The organism is Streptomyces sp. CB02980 (assembly GCF_014451325.2).
GTDB lineage: Bacteria > Actinomycetota > Actinomycetes > Streptomycetales > Streptomycetaceae > Streptomyces.
Genome location: NZ_JACSCH020000008.1, coordinates 335,034 through 358,938 on the forward strand (window position 1 = coordinate 335,034; position 23,905 = coordinate 358,938).

At 73.1% G+C, this 23,905-nt stretch carries 22 protein-coding genes; 9 read left to right on the plus strand and 13 right to left on the minus strand.

The window, feature by feature from the left end; translation table 11 throughout:
* The first annotated feature begins 37 nt into the window (after positions 1-37).
* Positions 38-2,473 carry a hypothetical protein gene (locus E0F75_RS19635; RefSeq protein ID WP_187623813.1) on the plus strand — a complete coding sequence of 812 codons (2,436 nt, stop codon included), beginning with the start codon at positions 38-40 and terminating at the stop codon, positions 2,471-2,473.
* Here the strand turns inward: E0F75_RS19635 and E0F75_RS19640 are convergent.
* The 5 genes from E0F75_RS19640 to E0F75_RS19660 all read right to left on the minus strand — a co-directional run bounded on the left by E0F75_RS19640 (position 2,443) and on the right by E0F75_RS19660 (position 9,096).
* Positions 2,443-4,848 carry a right-handed parallel beta-helix repeat-containing protein gene (locus E0F75_RS19640; RefSeq protein ID WP_187623814.1) on the minus strand — a complete coding sequence of 802 codons (2,406 nt, stop codon included), beginning with the start codon at positions 4,846-4,848 and terminating at the stop codon, positions 2,443-2,445. The two genes, E0F75_RS19635 and E0F75_RS19640, sit on opposite strands and share 31 nt — an antisense overlap.
* 297 nt (positions 4,849-5,145) lie before the next feature.
* Positions 5,146-5,754 carry a hypothetical protein gene (locus E0F75_RS19645; RefSeq protein ID WP_187623815.1) on the minus strand — a complete coding sequence of 203 codons (609 nt, stop codon included), beginning with the start codon at positions 5,752-5,754 and terminating at the stop codon, positions 5,146-5,148.
* Between the two features lie 253 nt (positions 5,755-6,007).
* Positions 6,008-6,832 carry an MOSC domain-containing protein gene (locus E0F75_RS19650; RefSeq protein WP_187623816.1) on the minus strand — a complete coding sequence of 275 codons (825 nt, stop codon included), beginning with the start codon at positions 6,830-6,832 and terminating at the stop codon, positions 6,008-6,010.
* A gap of 55 nt (positions 6,833-6,887) precedes the next feature.
* Complete coding sequence (locus E0F75_RS19655; RefSeq protein ID WP_187623817.1) at positions 6,888-7,391, minus strand: DUF6643 family protein; 504 nt, start codon at positions 7,389-7,391, stop codon at positions 6,888-6,890.
* 460 nt (positions 7,392-7,851) lie between these two features.
* Entirely contained in the window at positions 7,852-9,096 is a 1,245-nt protein-coding gene (locus E0F75_RS19660) for a glycosyltransferase (RefSeq protein ID WP_187623818.1), read from the minus strand.
* Positions 9,097-9,154: 58 nt separating this feature from the next.
* Between E0F75_RS19660 and E0F75_RS19665 the strand changes: the two genes are divergently transcribed.
* The 6 genes from E0F75_RS19665 to E0F75_RS19690 all read left to right on the plus strand — a co-directional run bounded on the left by E0F75_RS19665 (position 9,155) and on the right by E0F75_RS19690 (position 16,070).
* A complete protein-coding gene (locus tag E0F75_RS19665; RefSeq protein WP_187623819.1) occupies positions 9,155-9,949 on the plus strand; it encodes a glutamate racemase in 795 nt (264 codons plus the stop codon).
* Between the two features lie 204 nt (positions 9,950-10,153).
* Positions 10,154-10,726, plus strand: coding sequence for a hypothetical protein (locus tag E0F75_RS19670; RefSeq protein WP_187623820.1), 573 nt, complete (start codon positions 10,154-10,156; stop codon positions 10,724-10,726).
* A 101-nt stretch (positions 10,727-10,827) separates the two neighbouring features.
* On the plus strand, positions 10,828-12,561 hold the full coding sequence (gene lnt, locus E0F75_RS19675; protein ID WP_187623821.1) for an apolipoprotein N-acyltransferase: 1,734 nt from the start codon (positions 10,828-10,830) through the stop codon (positions 12,559-12,561).
* Positions 12,562-12,614: 53 nt separating this feature from the next.
* Positions 12,615-13,097, plus strand: coding sequence for an NUDIX domain-containing protein (locus tag E0F75_RS19680; RefSeq protein WP_187623822.1), 483 nt, complete (start codon positions 12,615-12,617; stop codon positions 13,095-13,097).
* Between the two features lie 55 nt (positions 13,098-13,152).
* A complete protein-coding gene (locus E0F75_RS19685; RefSeq protein ID WP_187623823.1) occupies positions 13,153-13,995 on the plus strand; it encodes a 3-hydroxybutyrate dehydrogenase in 843 nt (280 codons plus the stop codon).
* 182 nt (positions 13,996-14,177) lie between these two features.
* Positions 14,178-16,070: a GAF domain-containing protein gene (locus E0F75_RS19690; RefSeq protein ID WP_187623824.1), complete on the plus strand. Its 1,893-nt coding sequence runs from the start codon at positions 14,178-14,180 to the stop codon at positions 16,068-16,070.
* A 76-nt stretch (positions 16,071-16,146) separates the two neighbouring features.
* On the opposite strand, the gene E0F75_RS19695 is transcribed toward E0F75_RS19690, so the two are convergent.
* Positions 16,147-17,514 carry an MFS transporter gene (locus E0F75_RS19695; RefSeq protein WP_187623825.1) on the minus strand — a complete coding sequence of 456 codons (1,368 nt, stop codon included), beginning with the start codon at positions 17,512-17,514 and terminating at the stop codon, positions 16,147-16,149.
* A gap of 310 nt (positions 17,515-17,824) precedes the next feature.
* Here E0F75_RS19695 and E0F75_RS19700 point away from each other — a divergent pair, with 310 nt between their 5' ends.
* Together E0F75_RS19700 and E0F75_RS19705 are read left to right on the plus strand one after the other, a co-directional pair.
* A complete protein-coding gene (locus tag E0F75_RS19700; RefSeq protein ID WP_187623826.1) occupies positions 17,825-18,262 on the plus strand; it encodes a cupin domain-containing protein in 438 nt (145 codons plus the stop codon).
* Between the two features lie 83 nt (positions 18,263-18,345).
* The gene (locus tag E0F75_RS19705; protein ID WP_187623827.1) at positions 18,346-18,612 is read left to right on the plus strand and encodes a hypothetical protein; all 267 of its coding nucleotides are present in this window, start codon (positions 18,346-18,348) and stop codon (positions 18,610-18,612) included.
* 351 nt (positions 18,613-18,963) lie between these two features.
* On the opposite strand, the gene E0F75_RS19710 is transcribed toward E0F75_RS19705, so the two are convergent.
* The 7 genes from E0F75_RS19710 to E0F75_RS19740 form a co-directional block, all read right to left on the minus strand.
* On the minus strand, positions 18,964-19,446 hold the full coding sequence (locus tag E0F75_RS19710; RefSeq protein WP_187623828.1) for a hypothetical protein: 483 nt from the start codon (positions 19,444-19,446) through the stop codon (positions 18,964-18,966).
* 13 nt (positions 19,447-19,459) lie between these two features.
* Complete coding sequence (locus E0F75_RS19715; RefSeq protein ID WP_187623829.1) at positions 19,460-19,828, minus strand: helix-turn-helix transcriptional regulator; 369 nt, start codon at positions 19,826-19,828, stop codon at positions 19,460-19,462.
* A complete protein-coding gene (locus E0F75_RS19720; protein ID WP_187623830.1) occupies positions 19,825-20,271 on the minus strand; it encodes an SRPBCC domain-containing protein in 447 nt (148 codons plus the stop codon). The genes E0F75_RS19715 and E0F75_RS19720 overlap by 4 nt, the downstream gene beginning before the upstream one ends.
* A gap of 193 nt (positions 20,272-20,464) precedes the next feature.
* On the minus strand, positions 20,465-20,653 hold the full coding sequence (locus E0F75_RS19725; RefSeq protein ID WP_187623831.1) for a Trm112 family protein: 189 nt from the start codon (positions 20,651-20,653) through the stop codon (positions 20,465-20,467).
* Entirely contained in the window at positions 20,650-21,555 is a 906-nt protein-coding gene (locus E0F75_RS19730; RefSeq protein ID WP_187623832.1) for a DMT family transporter, read from the minus strand. Before E0F75_RS19730 ends, E0F75_RS19725 begins: the two co-directional genes overlap by 4 nt.
* Before the next feature lie 3 nt (positions 21,556-21,558).
* Entirely contained in the window at positions 21,559-22,395 is an 837-nt protein-coding gene (locus E0F75_RS19735; RefSeq protein WP_229312738.1) for a bifunctional 2-polyprenyl-6-hydroxyphenol methylase/3-demethylubiquinol 3-O-methyltransferase UbiG, read from the minus strand.
* Complete coding sequence (locus E0F75_RS19740) at positions 22,392-23,780, minus strand: condensation protein (protein ID WP_187623867.1); 1,389 nt, start codon at positions 23,778-23,780, stop codon at positions 22,392-22,394. Before E0F75_RS19740 ends, E0F75_RS19735 begins: the two co-directional genes overlap by 4 nt.
* Between the last annotated feature and the right edge of the window lie 125 nt (positions 23,781-23,905).

Below are 23,905 nucleotides of genomic sequence, written 5' to 3' on the forward strand. Positions count from 1 at the left end.
ACGTCGCATCTTCCCACCCTGAGAGGAAGTCCCCTCAGTGTCCCCTGCCACACCCGCTCCGGAGAGCGGAGGCGCGGCGCTCGAACTCCTCGTCCACGGAGTCGGCGGAGCCACCCCCCAGGACATGCTCGACGACCCGAGGACCGTGCGGATCACCGGCGACCGGACCGCCGCCATGCACCGGCGGGCCGAGGACGTCGACGCCGAGGACCACCCGGAGCGGTACGCGGCCCGCCCGGTCCCGGAGGCGTACGTCTGGTCCAATCTGACCTCCGGCGACGGCGCCCGCGCCCTGTGGCTGCTGCTCCTGCCCTTCATGGTCGCCAATCTCGCGCACTGGATGCGCCCGCCCGCCCAGGGCAGGCCGGGGCTCGTCCGGGCGTACGGGGTCCTCGTCCGGCTGGTGGCCCTCACCCTCACCGTGCTGCTCACGGCCGCGGCCTGCGAGGTCGCCCTCGACCTGACGGCCTGGCAGTGCGCCGCGAGCGCCGCCTGCACCGACGCGTACTCCTGGCTCGGCTTCCTCTCCGAGGCGCGGGGCGGCTGGTGGTCGGCGCCCGGCCGCCGCCTCGCCCTCGCCGCCCTGGTGCCGACCCTGCTCGTCGGCCTCCTCTGGTACCTGTCGAACCGGACGTGGAGCGCGTACGAGGCCCAGCGCCCGCCCACCGGATACGACGACCCCGTGGCGGCACCACGGGCCGCCACGGCGTCGGACCCGGTCACGGACGGGGCCGCCGACACGGAGAGCGCCGACCGGGGGGACGACGGCCCCGGCCCCGTCGAGCTGCGGCCGGCCCTGGGCCGCCCCGGCTTCTGGTACGGCCGCCGGCTCGTCGCCCGCCTCAGGGCCGCCCACACCGCCGCCGGCTTCCTCACCGTCGCCGCCGCCCTCGCCACGGCCGCCGCCCGGCACGACGTCACCACCCCGGGCGCCGGCGCCTTCCTCGGCCGGGCCCTCCAGGCCGCCGTCGCCGCCCTCGCGGTGCTCGTCCTCTGGGTCGTGTGCCGCCGCGGCCGCAGCGAGCGACGCCTCGACCTGCGCGTCGAACGCGCCCTCGTGTCCTGGCTGCCCGGCGTCTCGCTCGCCGTGCTCGCGCTCACCGCCCTCTACGCCGGCTGGTCCCGCCCCGGCTGGACCTCCGGCGGAGCCCTGCCCGGCAACGTCGCCTTCGGCGGACTCACCCTCGCCCAGGGCGGCCTCGTCGTCGCCCTCGGCGTCGTCGCCGTGCTCCTCCAGCGGCCCCGCGGGGACGCCCGCACCGCGCTGCGCGGACTCGGCGGACCCGCCGTCGCCATGCTCGCCTGCGCTCTCGCCGGAGTGATGTCCGGCGGTGTCGCCCAGCGTGTCGCCGACTGGCTCGACGGGCCCGCCACCCCCGGCATGGGCGACGGCGGCCCCCGGATCGGCCCGCCCGTGCTGCTTAGCTGGCAGGCGTCCGTCATCCCCGTGCTGCTCCTGCTGCTGCTCGTGCCCGCCGTCCTCCTCGCCGTACGGACCGTGCTCGCCGGACGGCGGCTGCGCGCCCGGGTCGAGGCCGACTACGACGCCGCCGACGAACGCGACCCCGTCCGCACCGGCCAGATCGCGGCAGGCCGGGCACGGGCGTCGCTCACCGACTCCGCCCCCGTCCTCGTGGGTGTCCTCTCCGGAGCCACCCTGCTCCTCGGGGCGGGCTCCGTCGCCGGCGCCTGGGCCAGTGGAAACGTCCCCGGCCGGGCCTTCGACGGAGCCCATCCGGCGATCGCCTCCCTGGCCACCGTCACCCAGGCCATCGGCTCCTGGATGATCGGCTTCGGCTTCCTGCTCTTCGTCACCTGGGGGCGCCGCGCCTACCGGGACGCCTCCGCACGCCGCACCATCGGCATCCTCTGGGACGTCGGCACGTTCTGGCCGCGCGCCGCCCACCCGTTCGCCCCGCCCTGCTACGCCGAACGGGCGGTCCCCGACCTGACCTGGCGGATGAGCTCCTGGACCCGGAGCACCGGCGGCCGGCTCGTCATCTCAGGACACTCGCAGGGCAGCGTGCTCGCCGCGGCCGCCGTCTGGCAGCTGCCGCCCGCCACCCGCGGCCGGGTCGCGCTCCTCACGTACGGGTCACCCCTGGAGCGGCTCTACGGGCGCTGGTTCCCGGCCTACTTCGGCCCGGAGGCGCTGGGCGCCCTGAACCGTACGGTCCACTGCTGGAGCAATCTGTACCGCGCCACCGACCCCATCGGCGGACCCGTCCGGGTCCCCGCCGAGGGCGGCAGACCGGCCGTCGACGCGGAGGTCCTCCTCGACCCGGTCGCCTACGGCCGCACCCGCGCACACCCGCTGCCCGAACCGATCCTGGGCCACTCCGACTACCAGGCCGACCCGGCGTTCGCCCACCGGCGGGGCGCCCTCCTGGACCGGCTCCCGCCCGCCGTTCCCCATCAGCGCGAGCCGAACGCGTCCGCCGATCAGGGGAGTTCGGGCAGATCCTCCGGGTAGAGCAGCGTCAGGTCGTCCGTGCTCGCCTCGGCGAGCTCGGCGACCCGGCCCGCGTGCCGCTCCACCATCGACTCGAACGTCTGCCGCGCCGTACGCCCGTTGCCGAAGGCCGGGCCCTTGGGCAGCTTCGCGAAGTACACGAGCAGCGCCTCGTCCGTGCCGGGGGCGAGCCGGTACTCGTGCTCGTCCGCCTGCTGCCCCACGATCCGGAGCAGCTCGTCCGGGTCGTAGTCGCCGAAGGTGATGGTCCGCGAGAAACGGGACGCCACACCGGGGTTGACCGTGAGGAAACGCTCCATCTCCGCCGTGTAGCCCGCGACGATCACCACCACCGCGTCCCGGTGGTCCTCCATCAGCTTCACCAGCGTGTCGATCGCCTCACGGCCGAAGTCGCGGCCCGAGTCCTCCGGCGACAGGGCGTACGCCTCGTCGACGAACAGCACCCCGCCGCGCGCCCGGTCGAAGGCCTCCTGGGTACGGATCGCCGTCGAGCCGATGTGCTCGCCGACCAGGTCCACCCGGGAGACCTCCACCAGATGCCCGCGCTCCAAGACCCCGAGCGAGGCCAGGATCTCGCCGTACAGCCGGGCCACCGTCGTCTTTCCCGTGCCCGGGTTGCCCGTGAAGACCAGATGGCGGCGGACCGATGCGGCCTTGAGCCCCGCCTCCTGACGTCTGCGCCCCACCTCGATCATGTTGGTGAGGGTCCGTACCTCCAGCTTGACGCTCTCCAGACCCACCAGGGCGTCCAGCTCCCCGAGCACGTCCTGCGAGGAACGGGCGTCCACCGCCGGGACGTCCGCGACCGCTGCGGCGGCCGGGACACGCGGCGCAGGCACCGTCCCGAGCAGCCCCCCGGACTGGGTGGCCGTCAGCACCGTCCCGCCGTCGGGCACGGAGGACCGGACCGCGCTCTCGTCACTGGTGCAGTCCTCGGCGCTCGCGCCCTCCTCCGGGAACTCGTAACCACCGCGCGCGCACCGCTCCGTACGGCACTTGCGCAGGGTGGTCCGGCAGCCGTCGGTGACATGGAACCCGTACCCGCCGCTGCCCGTGACCCGGCAGCCGGTGAAGGAACCGCGGCCCTCCGCCGACACGTAGAAACCGGCCTCCGCGGGCGAGGTGACCGTGCACCGGTCGATCGTGGGATCGGCCCCCTTGGTGACGATGACCCCGGTCTGTACGGAGTCGATCGTGCAGCCGCCGAGCGTGCCGCCGCTGCCGTGGTCCCGGAACCAGGCGCCCGTCGACGCCTCCCGGATCCGGCAGTCGTCGAGCTGCGCCGTCGCCCCGTCGCTCACCGAAACCGCCGTGTTCCGCACCTGCGACAGATCGCTGTCGACGACGTCCACGCGCGAACCCCGGTCGAGGACGAACAGCGCGTCCGGTACGTCGTGCACCCGGCAGGCGTCGAGGACGGCGGTCGCCCCGTCGCTCACCCACACCGCCGGGTAGTCGCCCGTACTGTCGTGGATCTCGCACTGGTTGGCGTCCACCCGGGTCCCCGGGTCCCACACCGAGAGGCCGTTGCGGCCGAAGCGGCGGACGGTCGACCGGGTCAGCGTGAGGACCGAGCGCGAGCGCAGGTCGACGGCGTTCTCCGGGACGTCGTGGATGTCGCAGTCGGAGAGCGTGAGGACGGCGTCGGTGTCGAGCGTGATGCCGTCGCCCGAGGTGCGGTGCACCGAGGAGTCGGTGAGATGGGCGGTCGCACGGGCCGCGATCTGGAGACCCGCGCCCTTGATCTCGTACACCTCGCAGCCGACGCCTTCGAGTCCGCTGCCCTCACCGGTCACGGCGATCCCGGCGCCGGAGGCGTGGTGCACCCGGCAGCGTTCGAGCCGCGGATGCGCACCGCCCCGCACCGAGATGCCCGCCTGCCCGGCGGAGACCACCTCGCACTCCTCGAACACCCCGCCCGCGCCGTCGACCACGGCGATGCCGACCCCGGCGGGATTGTCGACGGTGCAGCGGCGGACCGTCGGCCTGGCCGCGCCCCGCACCTCTATCCCGGCCGCCGAGCGGGTCATGATCCGCAGATCGAGCAGCTCGGGGGTGCCGTCCTCGACGAGCAGCGCCGGTGCGGCGACGTCCTGCCCCTCGATGTGGAGGTCCTGGACGGTGACGGAGGCGCGCAGCGTCAGCGGCACCCCGTCCGGCGGTGCGATCCGCACCGAGCCGATCGAGCCCTCGGGGCCGCGCAGGGTGACGGCCCGCCGCACCACGAGGTTCTCCCGGTAGGTGCCGGGAGCGATGGTGAGCACGTCCCCGTCCCCGGCCGCCTCGAGTGCGGCGGCGAGCGAGGGGTACTCACCCGTGCGGCGCCGCCACCGCGATGTGCCGGTGTGCGTCACCTGGACCGTGCCCTGTGCCATGGGTGTGTCCTGCCCCCGCCTCATGCCTCGCCGCTGATCCGATGCCCCACCGTAGCGCGCGCGAGGGCACGGGGTTGACGGGTCGTGGACGCGCACGCGTACCCGCGGCGGGGCGGGCACCGGGCTCATGTCACGCCCGGTCAGGGGACGGTCGCCGATGGTCGAGGTCGGTCGGGCTCGGTCGCGCAGCGGCGCTGCCGGAAGCCGGTCGGAAGCCGGTCGGAAGCCGGTCGGGCGTCGGTCGGATTCGGTCGGGCGTCGGATCCCGCCCCGGCTCGGCCGAGGTTCGATCGTGGGTCAGCTGCCGGTTCCGGTGCGTCCCCAGTCCGGGCCGGTCGCCGCCCACGAGCGGTCGAGGCGCGCGTACCGCATCAGCACCAGGCGGCGCACGGCGAGGCGGCGGAGGATCTCGACCATGAGTCCCGCGAGCAGAGCGGCCGTCAGACCGGCGACGATCGCGTGGGCGCGGGCGGTGTCCGCGTGCATCGGCGGGGCCACGGGGTGTCCGTACCGGTCGGTCCAGAGGGGGAAGGTGGCGCCCGGGGCGGAGGTCCGCCGGGCCGTCGTCACCGTTCCTGTACGGGCCGAGCCGTCGGGTGCGGTCCACTCGGCCACGACGGAGCGGCGCAGACGCTCCTCGCCGGCCGCCTCGGCGGTCCTGGGGCCGCCCGCGGGCCGGTCGGCCGGCCTGAGCACCCGGGCCGTCGTCGGCACGCGCTGTTCCTGCTGGGTGCGGACGGCGCGCTGGAGCGAGCCGTGGGCGGAGGTGCCGGCGGCCCAGCCGGTCAGGGGCACCACGAGACAGAGCAGCGCGACCGCCACGAAGGCGACCCAGGCTTCGACGAGATCCGTGGTCCGGCGCAGGGGATTGTGCCGCCAGCGCCAGAGTCCGATGGCAGCGCGCACGTCGGAACCCCCTCGTAGTTCACAGCTCCTTCAACGAGTGTGCCCCGGGGGCGGGTTCCCCGCCTGCCGGGCCGGTGAAGTGTGACGGGGGTCCCCTCGGCCCGGTCGTGCCGCAAGGAGCGGAGGAGCGGAGGGGGCGGAGGAGCGGAAGGAGCGGAGGAGCGGAAGGAGCGGAGGAGCGGAAGGGGCGGAGGAGCGGAAGGGGCGGAGGAGCGGAAGGGGCGGAGGAGCGGAGGAGCGGAAGGGGCGGCGCTCAGTCCAGGATCTTCACCTCGTCGCCGACCCGGACGGTTCCGGTGTGCTCGGGGACGAGGTTCTGGCCGAAGAGGACCCGGCCGTCGCTCTTGCGGTGCCGGGCCAGGGTTCGGAGCGGTTCCTTGCCGCGGTCGGCGGTGAGCTGGTCCGTCGTGGTGACGACACAGCGCCCGCACGGCCGCGCGACCCGGAAGGTGACCTCTCCGACGGCGAGCCGCGTCCAGCCGTCCTCCGCCCAGGGAGCGGCGCCTTCGATCACCAGGTTCGGCCGGAACCGGTTCATCGGAAGCGGGCCCTCATGGGCGTGGTCCCCCTGTGCGATCAGGGAGTTGAGGGCGTCGAGCGACGCCGTGGTGGTGACGAGCAGCGGATAGCCGTCCGCGAAGCTCACCGTCTCGCCGGGCAGCGCGTAGTCCGGGTCGACCGGACGCCGGTGCTCGGGCGCGTCCATGTGGACGAGCCGGAACTCGCCCTCCAGGTACGCCGAGAGCCAGTCGGCCGCCTCGGGGCCGGCCGGCACCGCCTCGACCGGCTTGTCGAAGATCTCCACCGTGACCGTGGACGAGGGGTGCGGTACCTCGACCGTCAGCGGCGGGTGACCGGACGCGGACAGGGTGACCCCGCCGCCCGGCAGCGGCTCCGCCGTGGCCAACGCCATCCGGGGGTGACGGCGTTGGGTCACGACCTTGCTCGCCGCGTCGACGACGGCCCAGCGACGGTCCCCGGCCAGCCCCCAGGGCTGGACCTCGGCCTCCGCGGGGGCCAGCGCACGCATGGCCTTCACCGGATGGACGTGGACGGAGCGGAGCAAAGGAGTCGGCATGCGGTCATCCTGCCAGCCGCTCCGGACCTGACGCCGTCCGGAGGGTGAAAGCCGGTCAGTAGCCTCCGCCCTGGTAGGGACGGTTGTACGGGTCCTCGTACTGCATCGGCGCGGGCGCGGGCCGGGGGGCCGCCGGACGCATCGCCTCGTAGCCCGCGGGGGCGGGGCGGGGCGGCTGCGCGTACTGGCCGCCCTGGTAGCCGCGCGGGGCCACCTGCTGCTGCGGGATGTACGGGGCGGGGGCGTGCTGCAGGGGCACGGGGGCCATCTGCTGCGCGGGCTGCGGGTATCCGTAGCCGTTGCCGTAGGAGGGCTGCGGGCTGGGCGCCGCCGGGAGGGCGGGCAGTGCCGCAGGGAGCGCCGGCAGGTAGGAACCGCTGGAGGGGAAGCTGCTGCCGGTGGCCGGGAAGCTGCTGCCGGTGTCGTAGGCGGCGGGCACTCGGATCGGGGCGATCTGAGGCGTGCCCCGCTCCGCGACCAGGGAGTCGTAGATCGGGGTGTCCGGGAAGGACGGCGCGGTGTGGTAACCGCCTCCATAGGTGGAGCGGGGGGAGGTCATGGCACATAAGTTAAGCCCACGATGTGCTGGTTGGGGAGCCTGATTAGAGGGTTGTTTGACGGGCTTCGTGAAGAAGTGGATCCCCAATCCGAGCGAACGTGCCAAAAACGGGCGGCGGAACGCGCCAAGATCATGTAAAAGCCGAGTTCGGAGGGGGTTACCGGCGGGTCGGGGGCCCCGGGTCGGTCGCCCGCCTCCGGGCATGAAGAACACATAAAGAAAAGGTGCCCGGAAGGCGTGCGCAGAGTGATCATGGGCATGCTTAAGCGTCAATCCAGGGATCTCCGGGGCGATGTGTACACGCCGAATTGACAGCGCTACTCCCCGTGTCGGGAAAGCTATTTCCGTTAAGAAGGGCGGCGCGCTCACCTGAAGCGGCGTCACGGTCACCCGTTCGAAGCGACGCCACGGCCACCCGCCCGGAGGACGTCACCGTCACTCGGCCGAAACGGCGTCACGGTCACTCGCCCGGCGCGACGTCGCGGCACCGGTCCGGTGTCGCCTCCGGCCGCGCGTACGTCCGGCCCTTCCACGCCGCACCGACACCCCGGTAGTGCCGGACCGCGGAGTCCACCGTCATCAGGAGATAGAGGAACGCGGTGAAGGGCAGCAGCGGAGCGAGCCACAGCGGCTGCCGGTAGTAACGGAGCATCGGCACGTACGTCCCCGCCATCACCGCCCACGCCGCACCACCCGCCCAGGCCGCCACTCCGTCCCCGCGCAGCGCACCCGCCAGGAGGGCCGCCGGCGGCACCAGATAGACGAGGACGAGCCCGGCCGCCGTCCCCAGGAGCAGCAGCGGACTGTGCCGCAGTTGCGCGTACGCGCTGCGGGCGACCATCCGCCACAGATCGCCGAGCCCCGGGTAGGGGCGCACGCTGTCGACCCGCTCCGCGAGCCCCAGCCAGATCCGGCCACCGGTCCGCCGCACGGCCCGCGCCAGTGACACATCGTCGATCACCGCCTGCCGGATGACCTCCGGCACGTCCGCCGCCACCGCCGTCTCCGTCCTCAGCAGCACACAGCCACCCGCGGCGGCCGTCGCCAGCGGCCGCGGCCGGTTGATCCAGCGGAAGGGATAGAGCTGCGCGAAGAAGTAGACGAACGCCGGCACGACGAGACGCTCCCAGAGGCTCTCCACCCGGAGCCGGGCCATCTGTGACACCAGGTCGAGACCGTTCGCCTCCGCCGCCGACACCAGGAGACGGAGACTGTCCGGTTCATGGGCGATGTCCGCGTCCGTCAGAAGCAGAAACCCGGGTCCACGCGTGCGTGCCAGCGCCATGCCGTGCCGCAGCGCCCAGAGCTTCCCGGTCCAGCCCGGCTCCGGCTCACCAGGTGACACCACGGTCAGCGGCAGCCCGCCATGGCGAGAGGCGAGGTCGGCGGCCAGCCGGCCCGTGCCGTCCGCACTCCCGTCGTCCACCAGGATCACCTCGGCGGCGCCCGGATAGTCCTGCGCGAGCAGCGACGGCAGGCTCAGCGGCAGCACCTCGGCCTCGTCCCGCGCGGGCACGACGATCGCCACCCGAGGCCACCGGTCCGGCTCCACGCGCGTGCGTCGCGCCTGATCCAGGGAGGACGACGGCAGATCCCGGGACGCCGACGGCAGCCGCTGGTCCGTGCGCCAGAAGAAGCCCTGGCCGAACAGCAGCCAGACCCAGACGGCCAAGGAGACGAGCGCGAACCAGGCGAGGGTGCTCATTCGCGGCAGTCTGCCCCAGATTACGGGCCTCAGAACGCTCATCGGCTAGGGTGACCGGGTGAAGATCGCGCTCATGGACTCCGGAATCGGCCTCCTCCCGGCAGCGGCCGCGGTGCGGCGGCTCCGGCCGGACGCCGATCTCCTCCTCTCGAACGACCCCGACGGGATGCCCTGGGGGCCGCGTACCCCCGAGGACCTCACGGAGCGCGCCCTTGCCGTCGCCCTCGCCGCGGCCGAGCGCCGCCCGCAGGTGCTGATCGTGGCCTGCAACACCGCCACCGTGCACGCGCTGCCCGCGATCCGCGCCGCCCTGGAACCGGACATCGCCGTCATCGGCACCGTGCCCGCGATCAAGCCCGCCGCCGCCGGTGGCGGCAAGGTCGCCATCTGGGCCACCCCGGCCACCACCGGCAGCGCCTACCAGCGCGGACTGATCCGCGACTTCGCCGACGGCGCCGAGGTCACCGAGGTGCCCTGCCCCGGGCTCGCCGACGCCGTGGAGCACGCCGACCCCGAGGCCGTCGACCGCGCGGTCGACGCCGCCGCCGCGCTCACCCCCCGGGACGTCCGCACCGTCGTCCTCGGCTGCACCCACTACGAGATGGTCGAGGACCGCATCCTCGCCGCCCTCGAGGCCCGCGGCCGCGCCGGACTGCCCCCGCTCGTCTTCCACGGCTCCGCCGACGCCGTCGCCGCGCAGGCGCTGCGCCGCATCGGCGCCCGACCCGCCCCCGACGCGGACCCCACCGGCAGCCTCTCCGTCCTGCTCAGCGGCCGCCCCGGCCCGCTCCCCACCACCGCCCTCGGCTACGCCGAAGGCCGACTCCTCGCGGCGGCCGCGCCCGCCCACTGAGCGGCGGTCGGCCCCGGCCCATCGAGTGGCGGTCGGCCCCCGGCTCACCGAGCGGCGGTCGCACCCGCCCACCGAGTGGCGGACGTCACCGGTCACCCGGCGTCGGAGTCCTCATCTGCCCTCGCCGGGAGCCGATCACCGAGCGCGCGCGCACCACTTCGCTCCGTCGCGCTGTTCCGGACGATCCTGGGTACTCTTCCCGATATGAGGGACCTTGCCCGGAACCAGTACGCCGACGAGCGGACGCCCGCCGTCTGGACCGGCCGTGCCACCAACCGCTTCCAGTGGGTCGCGGCGGCCGCCGGTGCCGCCTGCGTGGCCCTCGGCATCGCCCTCGCCGTCCAGTCGGCCTGGACCTCGGGCATCGCCCCCCTGCTGATGGCCGTGATCGGCTGCGTCGCCGCCGGACTCCTCGTCCTCTTCGGCACGCTCGCCTTCGTCCATGTGGCCGTGAAGGTCGACGACAGCGCCATGGAGGTCCGCTGCGGCCACATCGGCGTGCCGCGCCGCCGCATCCTCCTCTCCCATGTCGTCGGCGCCGACTTCGAGCCGAGCGTCACCCCGCGCCACTGGGGCGGCTGGGGCTACCGCTGGCGCCCCGAGAAGGGCACGGCCGTGGTCGTCCGGCGGGGCGAGGGCCTGATCCTGCGCCTCGGCGACGGACGGACGTTCACCGTCACCGTCGACGACGCCGAATCCGCCGTCCGCGTCATCCGCGACCGCCTCCGCGACATGGCGCCGCCCACGCCGCCCGCACCGACCGGCCGACCCGTCTGACCGGCCGACCCGCCTGACCGGAGGAGAAGCGGTTCACCCGGCCCCACGCCCCGCCCGCCCGCCCTCCTCCGTCGACAGGAACGACCCGTAGACTCCGCAAGGTGAGCGCCACCATCACCCCCGTCGACGCGTCCGCAGCCGACACCGCCCCCACGCCGGCTTCCCGGCTGCGGCGGTTCGTACGGCCCGGGGCGGCTCTGCTGTCCGGGCTCCTGCTCTACCTGAGCTTCCCGCCGCGCCCTCTGTGGTGGCTCGCGCTGCCCGCCTTCGCCCTGCTCGGCTGGAGCCTGAGGGGTCGCCGGCTCCGCGCCGGATTCGGCCTGGGATACCTCGCCGGGCTCGGCTTCCTGATGCCGCTCCTCATCTGGACCGGCGAGGAGGTCGGCCCGGGGCCCTGGCTCGCCCTGGCCGCCCTCGAGGCGCTCTTCGTGGCCCTCGCCGGCCTCGGCATCGCGGCGGTCTCCCGGCTCCCGTGGTGGCCGTTCTTCGCCGCCGGGGTGTGGATCCTCGCGGAGGCGGCACGCGCGCGCGTGCCCTTCGGCGGCTTCCCGTGGGGCAAGATCGCCTTCGGCCAGGCGGACGGGATCTTCCTGCCGCTGGCCGCCGTGGGCGGCACGCCGGTGCTCGGCTTCGCCGTCGCCCTCTGCGGCTTCGGCCTGTACGAGACGTACCGCCAGATCCAGGCCCGCCGGGCCCCGGACACGGAGACCGGCGCGGTCCACGACGAGGACACCGGCACCGGCACGGACACCGAGGCCGACGGCGTCGGCCCGGACCGCGTGCCCGCCACCCGCACCGGCACCGGAATCGAAGCGGCCACCGGCACCCGCCCCCGCACCCTCCCGCGCGGCCCGCTCGTGGCCGCCGCGCTCGCGGTGCTCGTCCCGGTCACCGGCGCCCTCGCGGCGCTGCCGCTCGTCGACGACTCGGCCGAGGACGGCACCGCCACCGTCGCCGCCGTCCAGGGCAACGTGCCCCGCCTCGGCCTCGACTTCAACTCCCAGCGCCGGGCCGTCCTCGACAACCACGTCGCCCGCACCCGCGAACTCGCCGCGGACGTCAAGGCCGGCCGCGCGCCGCAGCCCGACTTCGTGCTGTGGCCCGAGAACTCCTCGGACATCGACCCGTACGCGAACGCCGACGCGGCCGAGGTCATCGACGGCGCCGTCGACGCGATCGGCGTGCCGACCGTGATCGGCGCGGTCATCGCCCCCGAGACCGGCAAGCTCCGCAACACCCTCATCGAGTGGGACCCGGACCGCGGCCCCGTCGCCACCTACGACAAGCGGCACGTCCAGCCCTTCGGCGAGTACATCCCGATGCGGTCCCTGGTCCGCGTCTTCAACAGCAACGTCGACCGGGTGAGCCGCGACTTCGGCGCCGGTACGAAGGTCGGGGTCTTCGACCTGGCCGGTACGAAGGTCGGCCTCGCCACCTGTTACGAGGCGGCCTTCGACTGGGCCGTGCGCGACACGGTCACCCACGGCGCCCAGCTCATCAGCGTCCCCAGCAACAACGCCACCTTCGGCCGCAGCGAGATGACCTACCAGCAGCTCGCGATGTCGCGGGTGCGGGCCGTCGAGCACAGCAGGGCGGTGGTCGTGCCCGTCACCAGCGGGGTCAGCGCGGTCATCCGCCCCGACGGCGAGATCGTCGCGGAGACGAAGATGTTCACCCCGGACGTCCTGGTCGAGAAGGTGCCGCTGCGCTCCTCGCTGACCCCGGCCACCCGGATGGGCACCCTGCCGGAGGCCCTCCTCGTGGCGCTCGCGGCCGCCGGTCTCGGCTGGTCGGCCTTCCGTTCGGTACGGGCCCGGCGCACCGGAGCGGAGTAGAGGGGGACCGCCGCCCCGGTGGGGCGGTCCGCCGGATGATCTAGGGTCGGTGCATGGCTACCCCTGACTTCATCCGGGCCCTGCGCGAGACAGCCGGCCACCAGCTCCTCTTCCTGCCCGGAGTGAGCGCCGTCGTCTTCGACGACCGGGGCAGGGTGCTGCTCGGGCGGCGCGCCGACAACGGACGCTGGGCGATCGTCGGGGGCATCATCGAGCCCGGGGAGCAGCCCGCCGACTGCGCGGTGCGCGAGGTCTTCGAGGAGACGGCCGTGCACTGCGAGGTCGAGCGGATCGTGCTCGTCGAGACCCTTCGCAAGCCCGTCGTCTACCCCAACGGCGACCAGTGCCAGTTCCTGGACGTCTCCTTCCGCTGCCGTGCGGTGGGCGGCGAGGCGCGGGTCAACGACGACGAGTCCACCGAGGTCGGCTGGTTCGACGTGGACGACCTGCCGGAGATGAAGCGCTTCTCGCTGCTGCGGATCGAGAAGGCGCTGGCCGACGACCCCACATGGTTCCGCACCACAGCAACCAGCTGAACTATGGGCCCGAAACACATCGGTGGGGGAGTGGACGCTTCATAGGGTGCGGAGCATGAGCGCCCCCATCACCGCCCCCCTCGGTGCCGTACCGGACCCCGGTCCGCCCGCCGCCGCACCCCTGCCCCGTGCCGTCGTCCTCGACCTGACCGGCCGCACCGCGCTCGTCACCGGCGCGGCCGGCGGCATCGGGCGCGCCTGCGCGCTGCGGCTCGCCGCCTCGGGGGCACGGGTCAGAGCCGTCGACCGGGCGGCCGAAGGCCTGGAGACCCTCGCCGAGGAGGCCGCCGAGCTCCCCGGGAGCCTCGAACCCCGGCTCCTGGACCTCACCGACCTGGACGCCGCCGAGGCGGCCGCCGACGGCGCCGACATCCTCGTCAACAACGCCGGACTCCAGCTCGTCCGCCCCATCGAGGAGTTCCCGCCGGACGTCTTCCACACCGTGCTCACGGTCATGCTGGAAGCGCCCTTCCGGCTGATCCGGGGCGCCCTGCCGCACATGTACGCCCAGGGCTGGGGCCGGATCGTCAACATCTCCTCCGTCCACGGGCTGCGCGCCTCGGCCTTCAAGTCCGCGTATGTGGCCGCCAAACACGGTCTGGAGGGGCTCTCCAAGACCGCCGCCCTCGAAGGCGCCCCGCACGGGGTCACCTCCAACTGTGTCAACCCCGGCTACGTTCGCACCCCGCTCGTCGAACGGCAGATCGCCGACCAGGCCGCCGCCCACGGCATTCCGCCGGAGCGCGTCCTCTCCGAGGTCCTGCTGAAGGACTCGGCGCTCAAGCGGCTCATCGAGCCGGACGAGGTGGCCGAGGCCGTGCTCTATCTCTGCGCTCCCCAGGCCTCGTTCATCACCGGCACCTCCCTGACCGTCGACGGCGGCTGGACCGCCCACTGAGGGACGGGCCCCCGAGGCCCCCTCCCCTGGCGCCTGCGGGCGCCCGCTCCTGGCGCCTTCGAGGCTCCTGCCCCTGGGCGCCACGGGGCCCCTGCCCCCGGCGCCCCTGGTGTCCCTGCTTCCCCGTGAAGGTCGTCCACAGGGGTGGTGCGACCACACGTTCGGCAGGTATCCCTGTGTCCATGTCCCACGAACACGTCTCCTACCTCGAACTCCTCACCAGGGGAGCCGCGACGGAGGCCTACGACCGGCCCGTGCTGCTCGCCCGCGCGAGCGGCGCGGGCCCCGAGGCGCTGGCCGAGCTCGAAGAGGCCAAGCAGCTCGCCCTGCGGGTCCGGGCCGAGCTGGAGGGGCGGCGGCGCCGCGAGGCGGAACTGTCCGCGCTCTTCGCCACCGCCCACGACCTCGCGGGACTCCGTGACCTCGACGCGGTGCTGCGCGCCATCGTCCAGCGCGCCCGCTCGCTCCTCGGCACGGAGTGCGCCTACCTGAGCCTCAACGACCCCGCCGCCGGCGACACGTACATGCGGGTCACCGAGGGCTCGGTCTCCGCCCGCTTCCAGCAGCTCAGACTGGGCATGGGGGAGGGGCTCGGCGGCCTCGTCGCCCAGACGGCCCGCCCGTACGTCACCGACGACTACTTCGACGACGCGCGCTTCCAGCACACCCGGACCATCGACACGGCCGTACGGGACGAGGGCCTCGTCGCCATTCTCGGCGTCCCCCTCAGCCTCGGCAGCCAGGTCATCGGCGTCCTCTTCGCCGCCGACCGACGGGCCAGGGTCTTCGAACGCGAACAGGTCGCGCTGCTCGGCTCCTTCGCCGCGCACGCCGCCGTCGCCATCGACACCGCCAACCTCCTCGCCGAGACCCGCTCGGCCCTCGCCGAGCTGGAGCGCGCCAACGACATCATCCGCGAGCACAGCGGCGTCATAGAGCGCGCCTCCGAGGTCCACGACCGGCTCTCCGAGCTCGTCCTGCACGGCGGCGGCGTCCACGACGTCGCCCACGCCGTCTCCGAGGTCCTCGGCGGAACCGTCGAGTTCACCGAGGAGGGCGCCGGAACCGCCCGCCGCGCCGGGGGTCACGCCGTCCGCGAGGGCGACGACTGGGTCGCCGCCGTCTCCGCCGGCGGCGAGACCCTCGGCGCCCTCGTGCTGCACGGCCAGCCGGACCTCGACCCGGTCGACCAGCGCACCCTGGAACGCGCCGCGCTCGTCACCTCCCTCCTCCTGCTCGCCCGCCGCTCGGCGGGCGAGGCCGAGCAGCGGGTACGGGGCGAACTCCTCGACGACCTCCTCGACGCCCCCGACCGCGACAGACGGCTGCTCAAGGAGCGCGCCGCCCGCCTCCGTACCGACAGCGAAGCCCCGCACGTCGTGCTCGCCGCGCGGATCGACCGGGCCGGCGGCACGGTCGATCCGGATACCGGCGGCCGCGAGAGCGCCGACCGCCAACGCCTCTGGTCGGCGGCCACCCACCTGGCCGCCACCCGCCACGGACTCGCATCGGCCCGCGACGGCGGAACGGTCCTGCTGCTGCCCCTCGGCCCCGGCGAGAGCGCCGCCGACCTCGCACGGCAGACCGCGCGCAGCCTCGGCGGCACCCTGCGCGAACCCGTCACCGTGGGCGCCTCCGCCCCCGTAAGGGCACCTCTTGACCACCCGGACCAGGTGGCCGTCGCGTACGAGGAGGCCCGCCGCTGCCTCGACGCGCTCCGGCTCCTGCACCGCTCCGGCCAGGGCGCCGCGGCCGAGGACCTCGGCTTCCTCGGCCTGCTGCTCGCCGACGGCCGGGACATCGACGGCTTCGTCGACCGGACCGTGGGTCAGGTCGTCGCGTACGACCGGCGCCGGGGCACGGACCTGATCCGCACCATGGACGCCTACTTCGCGAGCGGCATGAGCCCGGCCCGGACCAAGGACGAACTCCACGTCCACGTCAACACGGTGGCCCAGCGGCTGGAACGGATCGGCCGCCTCCTCGGCCCGGACTGGCAGTCCCCGGCCCGCGCACTGGAGATCCAGTTGGCGCTGCGCCTGCACGCACTGGCGGACGCGGTCGCGAGCAAGTGAGAAAGGCCCGGTGCCCCGCTCCTCAGGAGCGGGGCACCGGGCCCTTCACGAACGTCCTGGATCGGGTGACCGGGGCTCAGGCGTCGGCGCCGACCTTGGCATCGGCGGCGGTCCGCTCCTCGATCTCCCCGAGGTCACGGTCGCGGGTCTCCTCGGCGCAGGCGATCGCGACCACGGTGAGCAGGGCGGCGGCGATCACGTACAGGGCGATCGGAGTCGAGTTGCCGTAGTCGGCGAGGAGCGCGGTCGCGATGAGCGGGGCGGGCGCGCCGGCGGCCACGGAGGAGAACTGGGCGCCTATGGAGGCACCCGAGTACCGCATCCGGGTCGCGAACATCTCGGAGAAGAAGGCGGCCTGCGGCGCGTACATCGCCCCGTGGAGGACCAGGCCGACCGTCACGGCGAGCAGCAGCGAGCCGAAGGTGCCCCGGTCGATGAGCGTGAAGAACGGGAACATCCAGGCACCGACCCCGACCGCGCCGATCAGGTACACGGGACGGCGGCCGAGGCGGTCGGAGAGCGCGCCCCAGAGCGGGATCACGGCGAAGTGGACGGCGGAGCCGATGAGAACGGCGTTCAGTGCGGTCTGCTTGGAGAGCCCGACCTCGGTGGTCGCGTAGACCAGGATGAACGCGGTGATCACGTAGTACGAGATGTTCTCCGCCATGCGGGCGCCCATCGCGATCAGCACGTCCCGCCAGTGGTGCCGCAGGACGGCGACCAGCGGCATCTTCTCGACCTGCCCGGCGACGGCCTTGCGCTCCTCGGCGGCGGCGAGGGCCGCCTTGAAGACGGGCGACTCGTCGACGGAGAGCCGGATCCAGAGGCCGACGATCACGAGCACACCGGAGAGCAGGAAGGGGATGCGCCAGCCCCACGAGGCGAAGGCGGCGTCGGAGAGCAGCGCGGTCAGCGCGGACAGCACACCGGTCGCGAGCAGCTGACCGGCCGGCGCACCGGTCTGCGGCCACGAGGCCCAGAACCCGCGCCGCTTGGCGTCCCCGTGCTCGGACACCAGCAGGACGGCCCCGCCCCACTCACCACCGAGCGCGAACCCCTGCACGAGCCGCAGCGCGGTCAGCAGCACCGGGGCGGCGGACCCGACGGTCGCGTGCGTCGGCAGCAGTCCGATGGCGAAGGTGGCCCCACCCATCAGCAGCAGGCTGAGCACCAGCAGCTTCTTCCGCCCGAGCCGGTCGCCGTAGTGCCCGAACACCAGCGCCCCGAGGGGCCGGGCGGCGAATCCGACCGCGTACGTCAGGAAGGACAGCAGGGTCCCGACGAGCGGATCGGACCCGGGAAAGAACAGCTTGTTGAACACGAGCGCGGCGGCGGACCCGTACAGGAAGAAGTCGTACCACTCGATGGTGGTGCCGATGAGACTGGCGGCGACGATCCGCTTGAGGGAACCGGGTGGCGTCGGGGAGGTTGTTGCGGCGGCCATGTGCACCACTTCCAGGCAGGTACGGGGACGATTCGGTGTCGCCACACCGTAGGAAGTCGCAGGTCAGGGGCGTATGTGGTGGGACACCATAGTTCGGGTCGCTCGTGTGCGCCCAGCCTCCATGGCTTGCTGCCGCGGCGGCGCCGACGGTCTCGTAGACCTGGGAACTGGCCTGCGCCACACGGTTACCCCGATGCGGCTGTCGCAGTGAAACCTTCCTGGCTGTCGTGGGCCCCTGAGCAGACGGGGAACTCACTCCTTCGACCGGACGCACGGATGGTCCGTGACCGTCACACAGAAGGAGAAGTCCATGGCACAGCAGACCTTCGATCCCAACAGGCTCACGTTCGAGCAGGGGGTGGAGCGGATCAAGAGCGCTGTCCGCGAGAGCGGACTCGACGTCGAGGGCCGCATCATCACGTCAAGGGACGCCGGGGTCGAGAAGGCGATGAAGCTTCTCGAGGTCGACAACGTCCCGCCGGGGTTCCGCAAGTGGCAGCTTCCGGTGTACATGGCCTGTGAGTCCCAGCTCTACATCACGGTTGCCGAGCCGGGTGCACAGGCGTCGCCGCACGCGCACAACGGCGGTGCCGGCATCCGGTTCATCGCCGGCGGGTCGATCGTCTACAACGGCTACGAACTCACGGCCGGGGACTGGATGTACGTCCCGGCGGGCACGGAGTACTCCTTCGAGGTCGGCCGTTACGGCGCGCTGATGTGTTACTGCTACTGCTGTTCCTGCGCCTGAGCAGGGGCGGAAACCGAGAGTCGCCGATACCCAGGCCGCCCGACCTCTGCGGATTCGACGACGCTCGACGGTGCACCAGACGTGTGGCGGGCGAAGACGAGGGACACGTCAGGCGGTTCGACTGTCGTCAGGCCCTGGCGGCCGCGCGCCGGATCACGTCGAGCGTGCGCGTCACATCGTCGTCGGTGGTCGACCAGTTGCTCACCGAGATCCGCATGACGCGTGCCGTGCCAGGTGGAGCCGCTGATCCAGGCGGTGCCGTCGTCGAGCAGCCGGGCGAGTACCCGGTCGGTGCGTCCGTCGCTGCCGAACTCGGCGCAGACCTGTGTGAACGCGAAGGACGGCAATGAACTCGGGCGGCCGGCTCATCGCACTCAGGCGCACCGCAGACGCCGTCCGAACCGCCTGGAAGCGCAAGCGTGAGAGGCCACCCGGCCGTACGAGCGTCCCCCCGCGGCCCCGAAACCACGGCGCCCTGAGCCAGGCCTTTCGTTCGGCCCTGCCGCCGGTCAGAACGGGCACATCCTTGTTCGCCTGCCGGAACGAGATTCCCCGGTGCTGGTTCGGTGCTGGTTCGGTGCTGACTTCGGTGGGGCAATCGCAGGAAAACTGCTGGTCCCTGGCGGCGCGGTCCACGCGGTCGGTCCTCGTCGAGGGGAGACGGGGGACCGGGCGCCCGAAGGTCGACCCAGGCGCCGCCTTCAGGCGTGCCCCGGGACGGCGATGCGGAGATCGAGGAGTTGTTGCGTGTGCACGGGCACGTGGTCTTCGGCGAGGCCGTCGATGAGGCTCGCCAGCGGAATCGGCTGGTCCAGCACGAGTGCGTCGTTGGACAGGAGGAGCGACGGCACCAGAACCGAGGCGGCTTCCTCGTTGAGCTGGTCGGCGATGTCGCACAGGACGGCGACCTGGCTCCGGACGTGATCGATCAGGTCCGCCCGGCCCGTGTGCTCGGCGATGATCCGGTCAAGATTCCAGCGGTCGAGGGAGACCCGGTTGTCGAAGGTGGGCCGCGAGCCGGCGACGACGCCCATGGCAACCGCTGCGATCGAGGCGTCGACGCTGAGGAGATGAGCCAGTATCCGGTCGGCGTTCCATCCTCCGTCGTCCGCCTCGCCGAGGCCGGGGATGGCCGCCGCATCGAGCAACCTGTCGTAGGCGCCGCGAAGTGCTGTGGTGTCCATGACGTGCTTCCCTTCAGTCGGGGCGTGCCGAATGCGGATCCCGGTCCGCTGCCTCGGCGACGCGTTTGATGTTCGCCAGCCGCCGGTCCCATTCGGTCGCGAGCGAGGCCATCCACCGTGCCGTCGCATCCAGCGCCGCAGGCCGCACCGTGTACCGCACCTCGCGTCCGACCCGGCTGCCTGAAACCAGCCCGGCGGCGTCCAGGACGGCGAGGTGCTTGACCACCGCCTGCCGCGAGACGGGAAGCCGTTCGGCGAGCGTCGTTGCAGTGGCCTCGCCCTGCGCGGCCAGCAGGTCGAGCAGTTGACGTCGCGTCGGGTCGGCCAGCGCACCGAGGACGCTGTCGACGGCCTGGGCGGCGCCGGGAGGTTCTTCCGTCACGTGGAGGGCTGTTCGGCGCGTGTCCTGAGCGCGTCGAGTTCCAGGGGCCAGCCCTTGCCGTGGTCCTTCAGGTTCTGACTGCGCAGCTCCTCGGACCCGGCCAGCGCCACGAACCCGCTCTCGACGACGCGCAGCCGCGTCTTGTCGCCTTCCGGGGTCAACGTGAACTCCACGAGGGTGCTGTTGTTCTCGCGCAGCTCTTCTCCGGGGAACGCGCTGGTCCAGCGGTACGCCAGGTACGTCGGCGGCTCGACCTTCTCCACGCGCACCGGGAAGTCGCCGTGCTCGGCGTTCTTCGCCACCATCGACTCGCCCTCCTTGGCCACGGTGCCGGCCAGGCTCGCTTTGTCGGCCACCCAGAACCCGGGCTGGGCCACCAGCGACCAGACCCGCTCCAGGGGTGCCGCGATCAGGGTTTCGCGTTCGATCCGGTCATCGTTCATGAGGGACTCCTCCATCGGCGACATCGAATGCAACCCCAGAGTTGCACATCGCACCCTTAGGTGCAACCCCAGAGTTGCGCCTAAGGGGCCCTCCCTGCGCGGAAGGCGCAGACGCGCCGGTGTGCCCGGCAGACGGACGACGATCCTGAGCACCCGCGCGCATCGGACTGTCACGCACGGGGCCGGGAGCGCCTCATGCGTCGTGTTCGCTCCCGACGGCGGGCACACCGGAGGAGGGAAGCAGCTGCGGGATGCCGTCGACGATCGGGTAGCGCCGGCGCAGGCGCGGGTTGTAGAGCGTGCCCCCGATCTCGTCCAGGATCAACGGCCCTTTGTCGAGCGGGCAGGCGAGAATCTTCAGCAGTGGGCTGTCGGGCTTCATGACCGGGTTCCTTCGGGAGTGGGGGTGTTCGCCTCGTGTCGCGGCAGGGTGAGCAGGACCGTGAGCGCCAGTACGGTGCCGCCGAGACGCAGTAACAGTCGCAACGGGTCGTCGGGCAGCGGCTCGTCGAACGCGATCGTGCCGCTCACGATGGAGAACACGCAGCTCACCGTCGAGCACACGGGGACGATCAGGGACGCCCGGCAGCGCTGCAGGGCGGTCTGCGACAGCACCAGTCCGCTGACGCCTGTCAGCAGCAGGAGGTACGGGTACGGGGAGGCCAGCACGGCGGGTACGGAGCCCATGAGGTCCTCGGTGTCCAGGTGCCCGGAGACGCCCTTGATCGCGAGCGAGCTGACGCCGTAGATGAGACCGACGGCGACCGCGTAGGCCACTCCGGTGGTCGGCTGCCGATGCCGTCGGCGGGCGCGCCGCTCCGCGGCCGCGTAGAGCACGAGACCGCCCGCGAGCGTCGGCAGGCACAGGGCCAGCAGGATTCCGGTGGGAGCGGTACGGCTGATCTCCTCGCTGGTCTCGTACAGCGAGGCCACCACCATCACAAGCGCCAGACCGATGACGGCCACCGCACGCCGCTCGCGGCCGGAGGGCCGCTCGCCGAGTACCAACGACGAGAGCACGAGCAGGAGGACGAGACCGGACAGGAACAGACCCTGGGCGGCGGCGATCGGCAGGGTGCGGTAGACGGCCAGCTGCGCGGCGAACCCCAGGGCGAGCGCCACGGCCCCGCAGATCCACAAGGGCCGGCCGGCCAGAAGCAGGAGGGCCCGGCCCGGCTGTGCGGCGCTCAACGGCGGCATGCCGGCCAGCGCCCGCTTCTCCAGGACGAAGCCGGTGCTGTACAGGACGTTCGCCACCAGCGCGGCGGCCACACCCCACACCACGGGCTACACCTTTCTCGCATGCACGAGGAGGATGGACGCGAGCGACGGCGCCCCGCAGGCCAGCCGGTCCAGCGGCCGGAGCGGGCGCGGGACTCCGTGGAACGGCGCGCCGGCGAGCTTCACCACCTCGAATCCGGACGCGGCCACGAACTCGCGCAACGCGCGTGCCGTGTACAGCCGCAGATGGCCCACGACCTCGCTGCCCGGTCTGCCGTGGATGCGCCGCAGACTCACCTCGGAGAAGACCGGCTGGACTCCGGCGAGCAGCAGCGCGCGGTTGTACCAGGCGCCGAGGTTCGGCGTGGAGAGCATGAGATGCCCGCCGGGGCGCAGGACCCTGCGCAGTTCGTCGAGGGCGCTGTCGGGGTCGACAAGGTGCTCGACAACCTCGCTGAACAGGACGGCGTCGGCACTGTCGGAGGCGAGCGGCAGACCGCTGCCGGTCAGCTCGCCGCGGACGACCTGGCTCAGGCGCGGGGCCGCGCGGCGCAGGGCGTCCTGCGACCAGTCGATCCCCACGACGCGGTGCCCGCCGAGTACGTGGGCCGCGATCGCGCCCGCCGAACCGTCCCCGCAGCCCACGTCGAGTACGGTCGCGGCCGGGCGGCCGGGCCCCACGGGGCCGAGCGCGTCGGCCAGCATCCGGGCCTGCCGCAGTGTCCGGGCCTCCCCGGAGGCGACGGGAACGGTGGGGTTCTCGTAGAAGTCCCGCAGCCCGGGGGCGCGCGGGGCCGGCGAAGTCGCCTCCGTTACGGGTGACTTATCGGCCGCTTCCGAGTCGGCGGCTTCCGATTCGGTGGCTGCGGAGGCGGTGGCTGCGGAGTCGGTGGCTGACGTCATGACGGCCTCTTGTGGTTGTCCTGGGTGGAGCGGGTTCCCACCGGTGTCGTGTCCGGACGCGGTGTGTCCCCGGCCCGAGTGAGAGACGTCGTCGACAGCGACTCCGCGAACAGGCCCGCCAGTTCCGCGCCTGACGCGTCACCGAGCAGCGCCCGCGACCAGCGCAACGTCACGTGCAGTCGCCCGCCGGTGGCAGCCGCCGCCACGCTCAGCCCCCGTGGCATCCGCGCCGGTGCGGAGAACCACACGGCCGTCGCCCGTCCTGCGTCGCCGAAGTCCAGCGCGTACGGCACGCGTCCGATGTTCGTGACCAGCGCCGTCGACGTCCAGGAAGCCGCCGCCCGCCGCGCGCCACGGGTGAGCACGCCCCGGACGCCGACCGGCAGCAGGGGTGCGGTCAGCAGGCTCGCCCCCGCGCCCATGGGGGCGCCGTCGGCAGACTTCAGAGCACGGGTGCGCCGTGCGGTGGTGCGCAGCAGCCGGGCCACGGCCTCCGGGTCCGGCCGCTCACCGAGCAGCAGCTCCGTGTCGCGCGGGTCCTCGGAGGTCATGGCCACCTCGACGAGCCGGGTTCCGTTGCCCATCGGCATGTCCGTGCCGCGCGGCCGGTCGTCCACCGGCATCGTGAGACGTACCGGACCGGCCGGCCGGCCCTGCGAGACGTTCCAGCGCCCCACCGTCAGTGAGGTGGCGACAAGGAGTTGGTCGTTGACGGTCCAGGGCGGGAGGCCTCCGTTTCGCGCCGCACGCCGCGGAACGGGCAGGTCCGCCTGGACCATGCCGTTGCCCACGGCACGCGCGCGTACCGGCCCGGGGCGGGAGTCCGGCGCGACCCGTACGGGCCGCGCCAGTCCGGTGCGGCCGGTGGCACCGGTCCCGCTCGGAGCCGGACCCGAGCGCTCCGGCCGGACCCGCCCGGGAACCGGGAGGGCTTCCGTGCCGCCGTACCGTTCGGCGGTCGTGGCGAGCACCCGCAGCCCCGACGGGGCGTCGAGAGCGGTGTGATGCAGCGTCAGCAGCAGCACGGTCCCACCCTCTTCCACCTGGACGACTTCCAGGCGCATCGGCGGAACCAGGGTGAGCGGTGGGCATTCCGTCAGGGCGCGGGCCCGGGCCCGCGCCAAGGCGTCGCGTCCCGGCCCCGCGAAACTCACCGGATCGCGGTCCGGCCGACCGGTCAGCTCCCACGCGAAGGACCGCCGGTGCCCACGCCCGGGCACTTCTCGTGCCAGCACCCGGGGGTGTGTGAGGAGGGCCTGCTGGAACGCGGCCCGCAGCCGTACCGGGTCCAGCCTGCCGGGGAGATGGACCTCGATGTGTACGCTCTCCGGTTCGTCGTCGCTGAGGCAGTGCCGCGACACCTCGTCGACGGTCGGAAAGGGAATCCGGACCCTGCCGGGAGGGGTAGCGGTCCCCCTCCCGGCAGCGGTCCCCGTCCCGCCGGCGGTCTCCTTCCCGGCGGCGGTCTCCTTCTCGGGGGCGGTCTCCTTCTCGGGGGCGGCACCCGTCC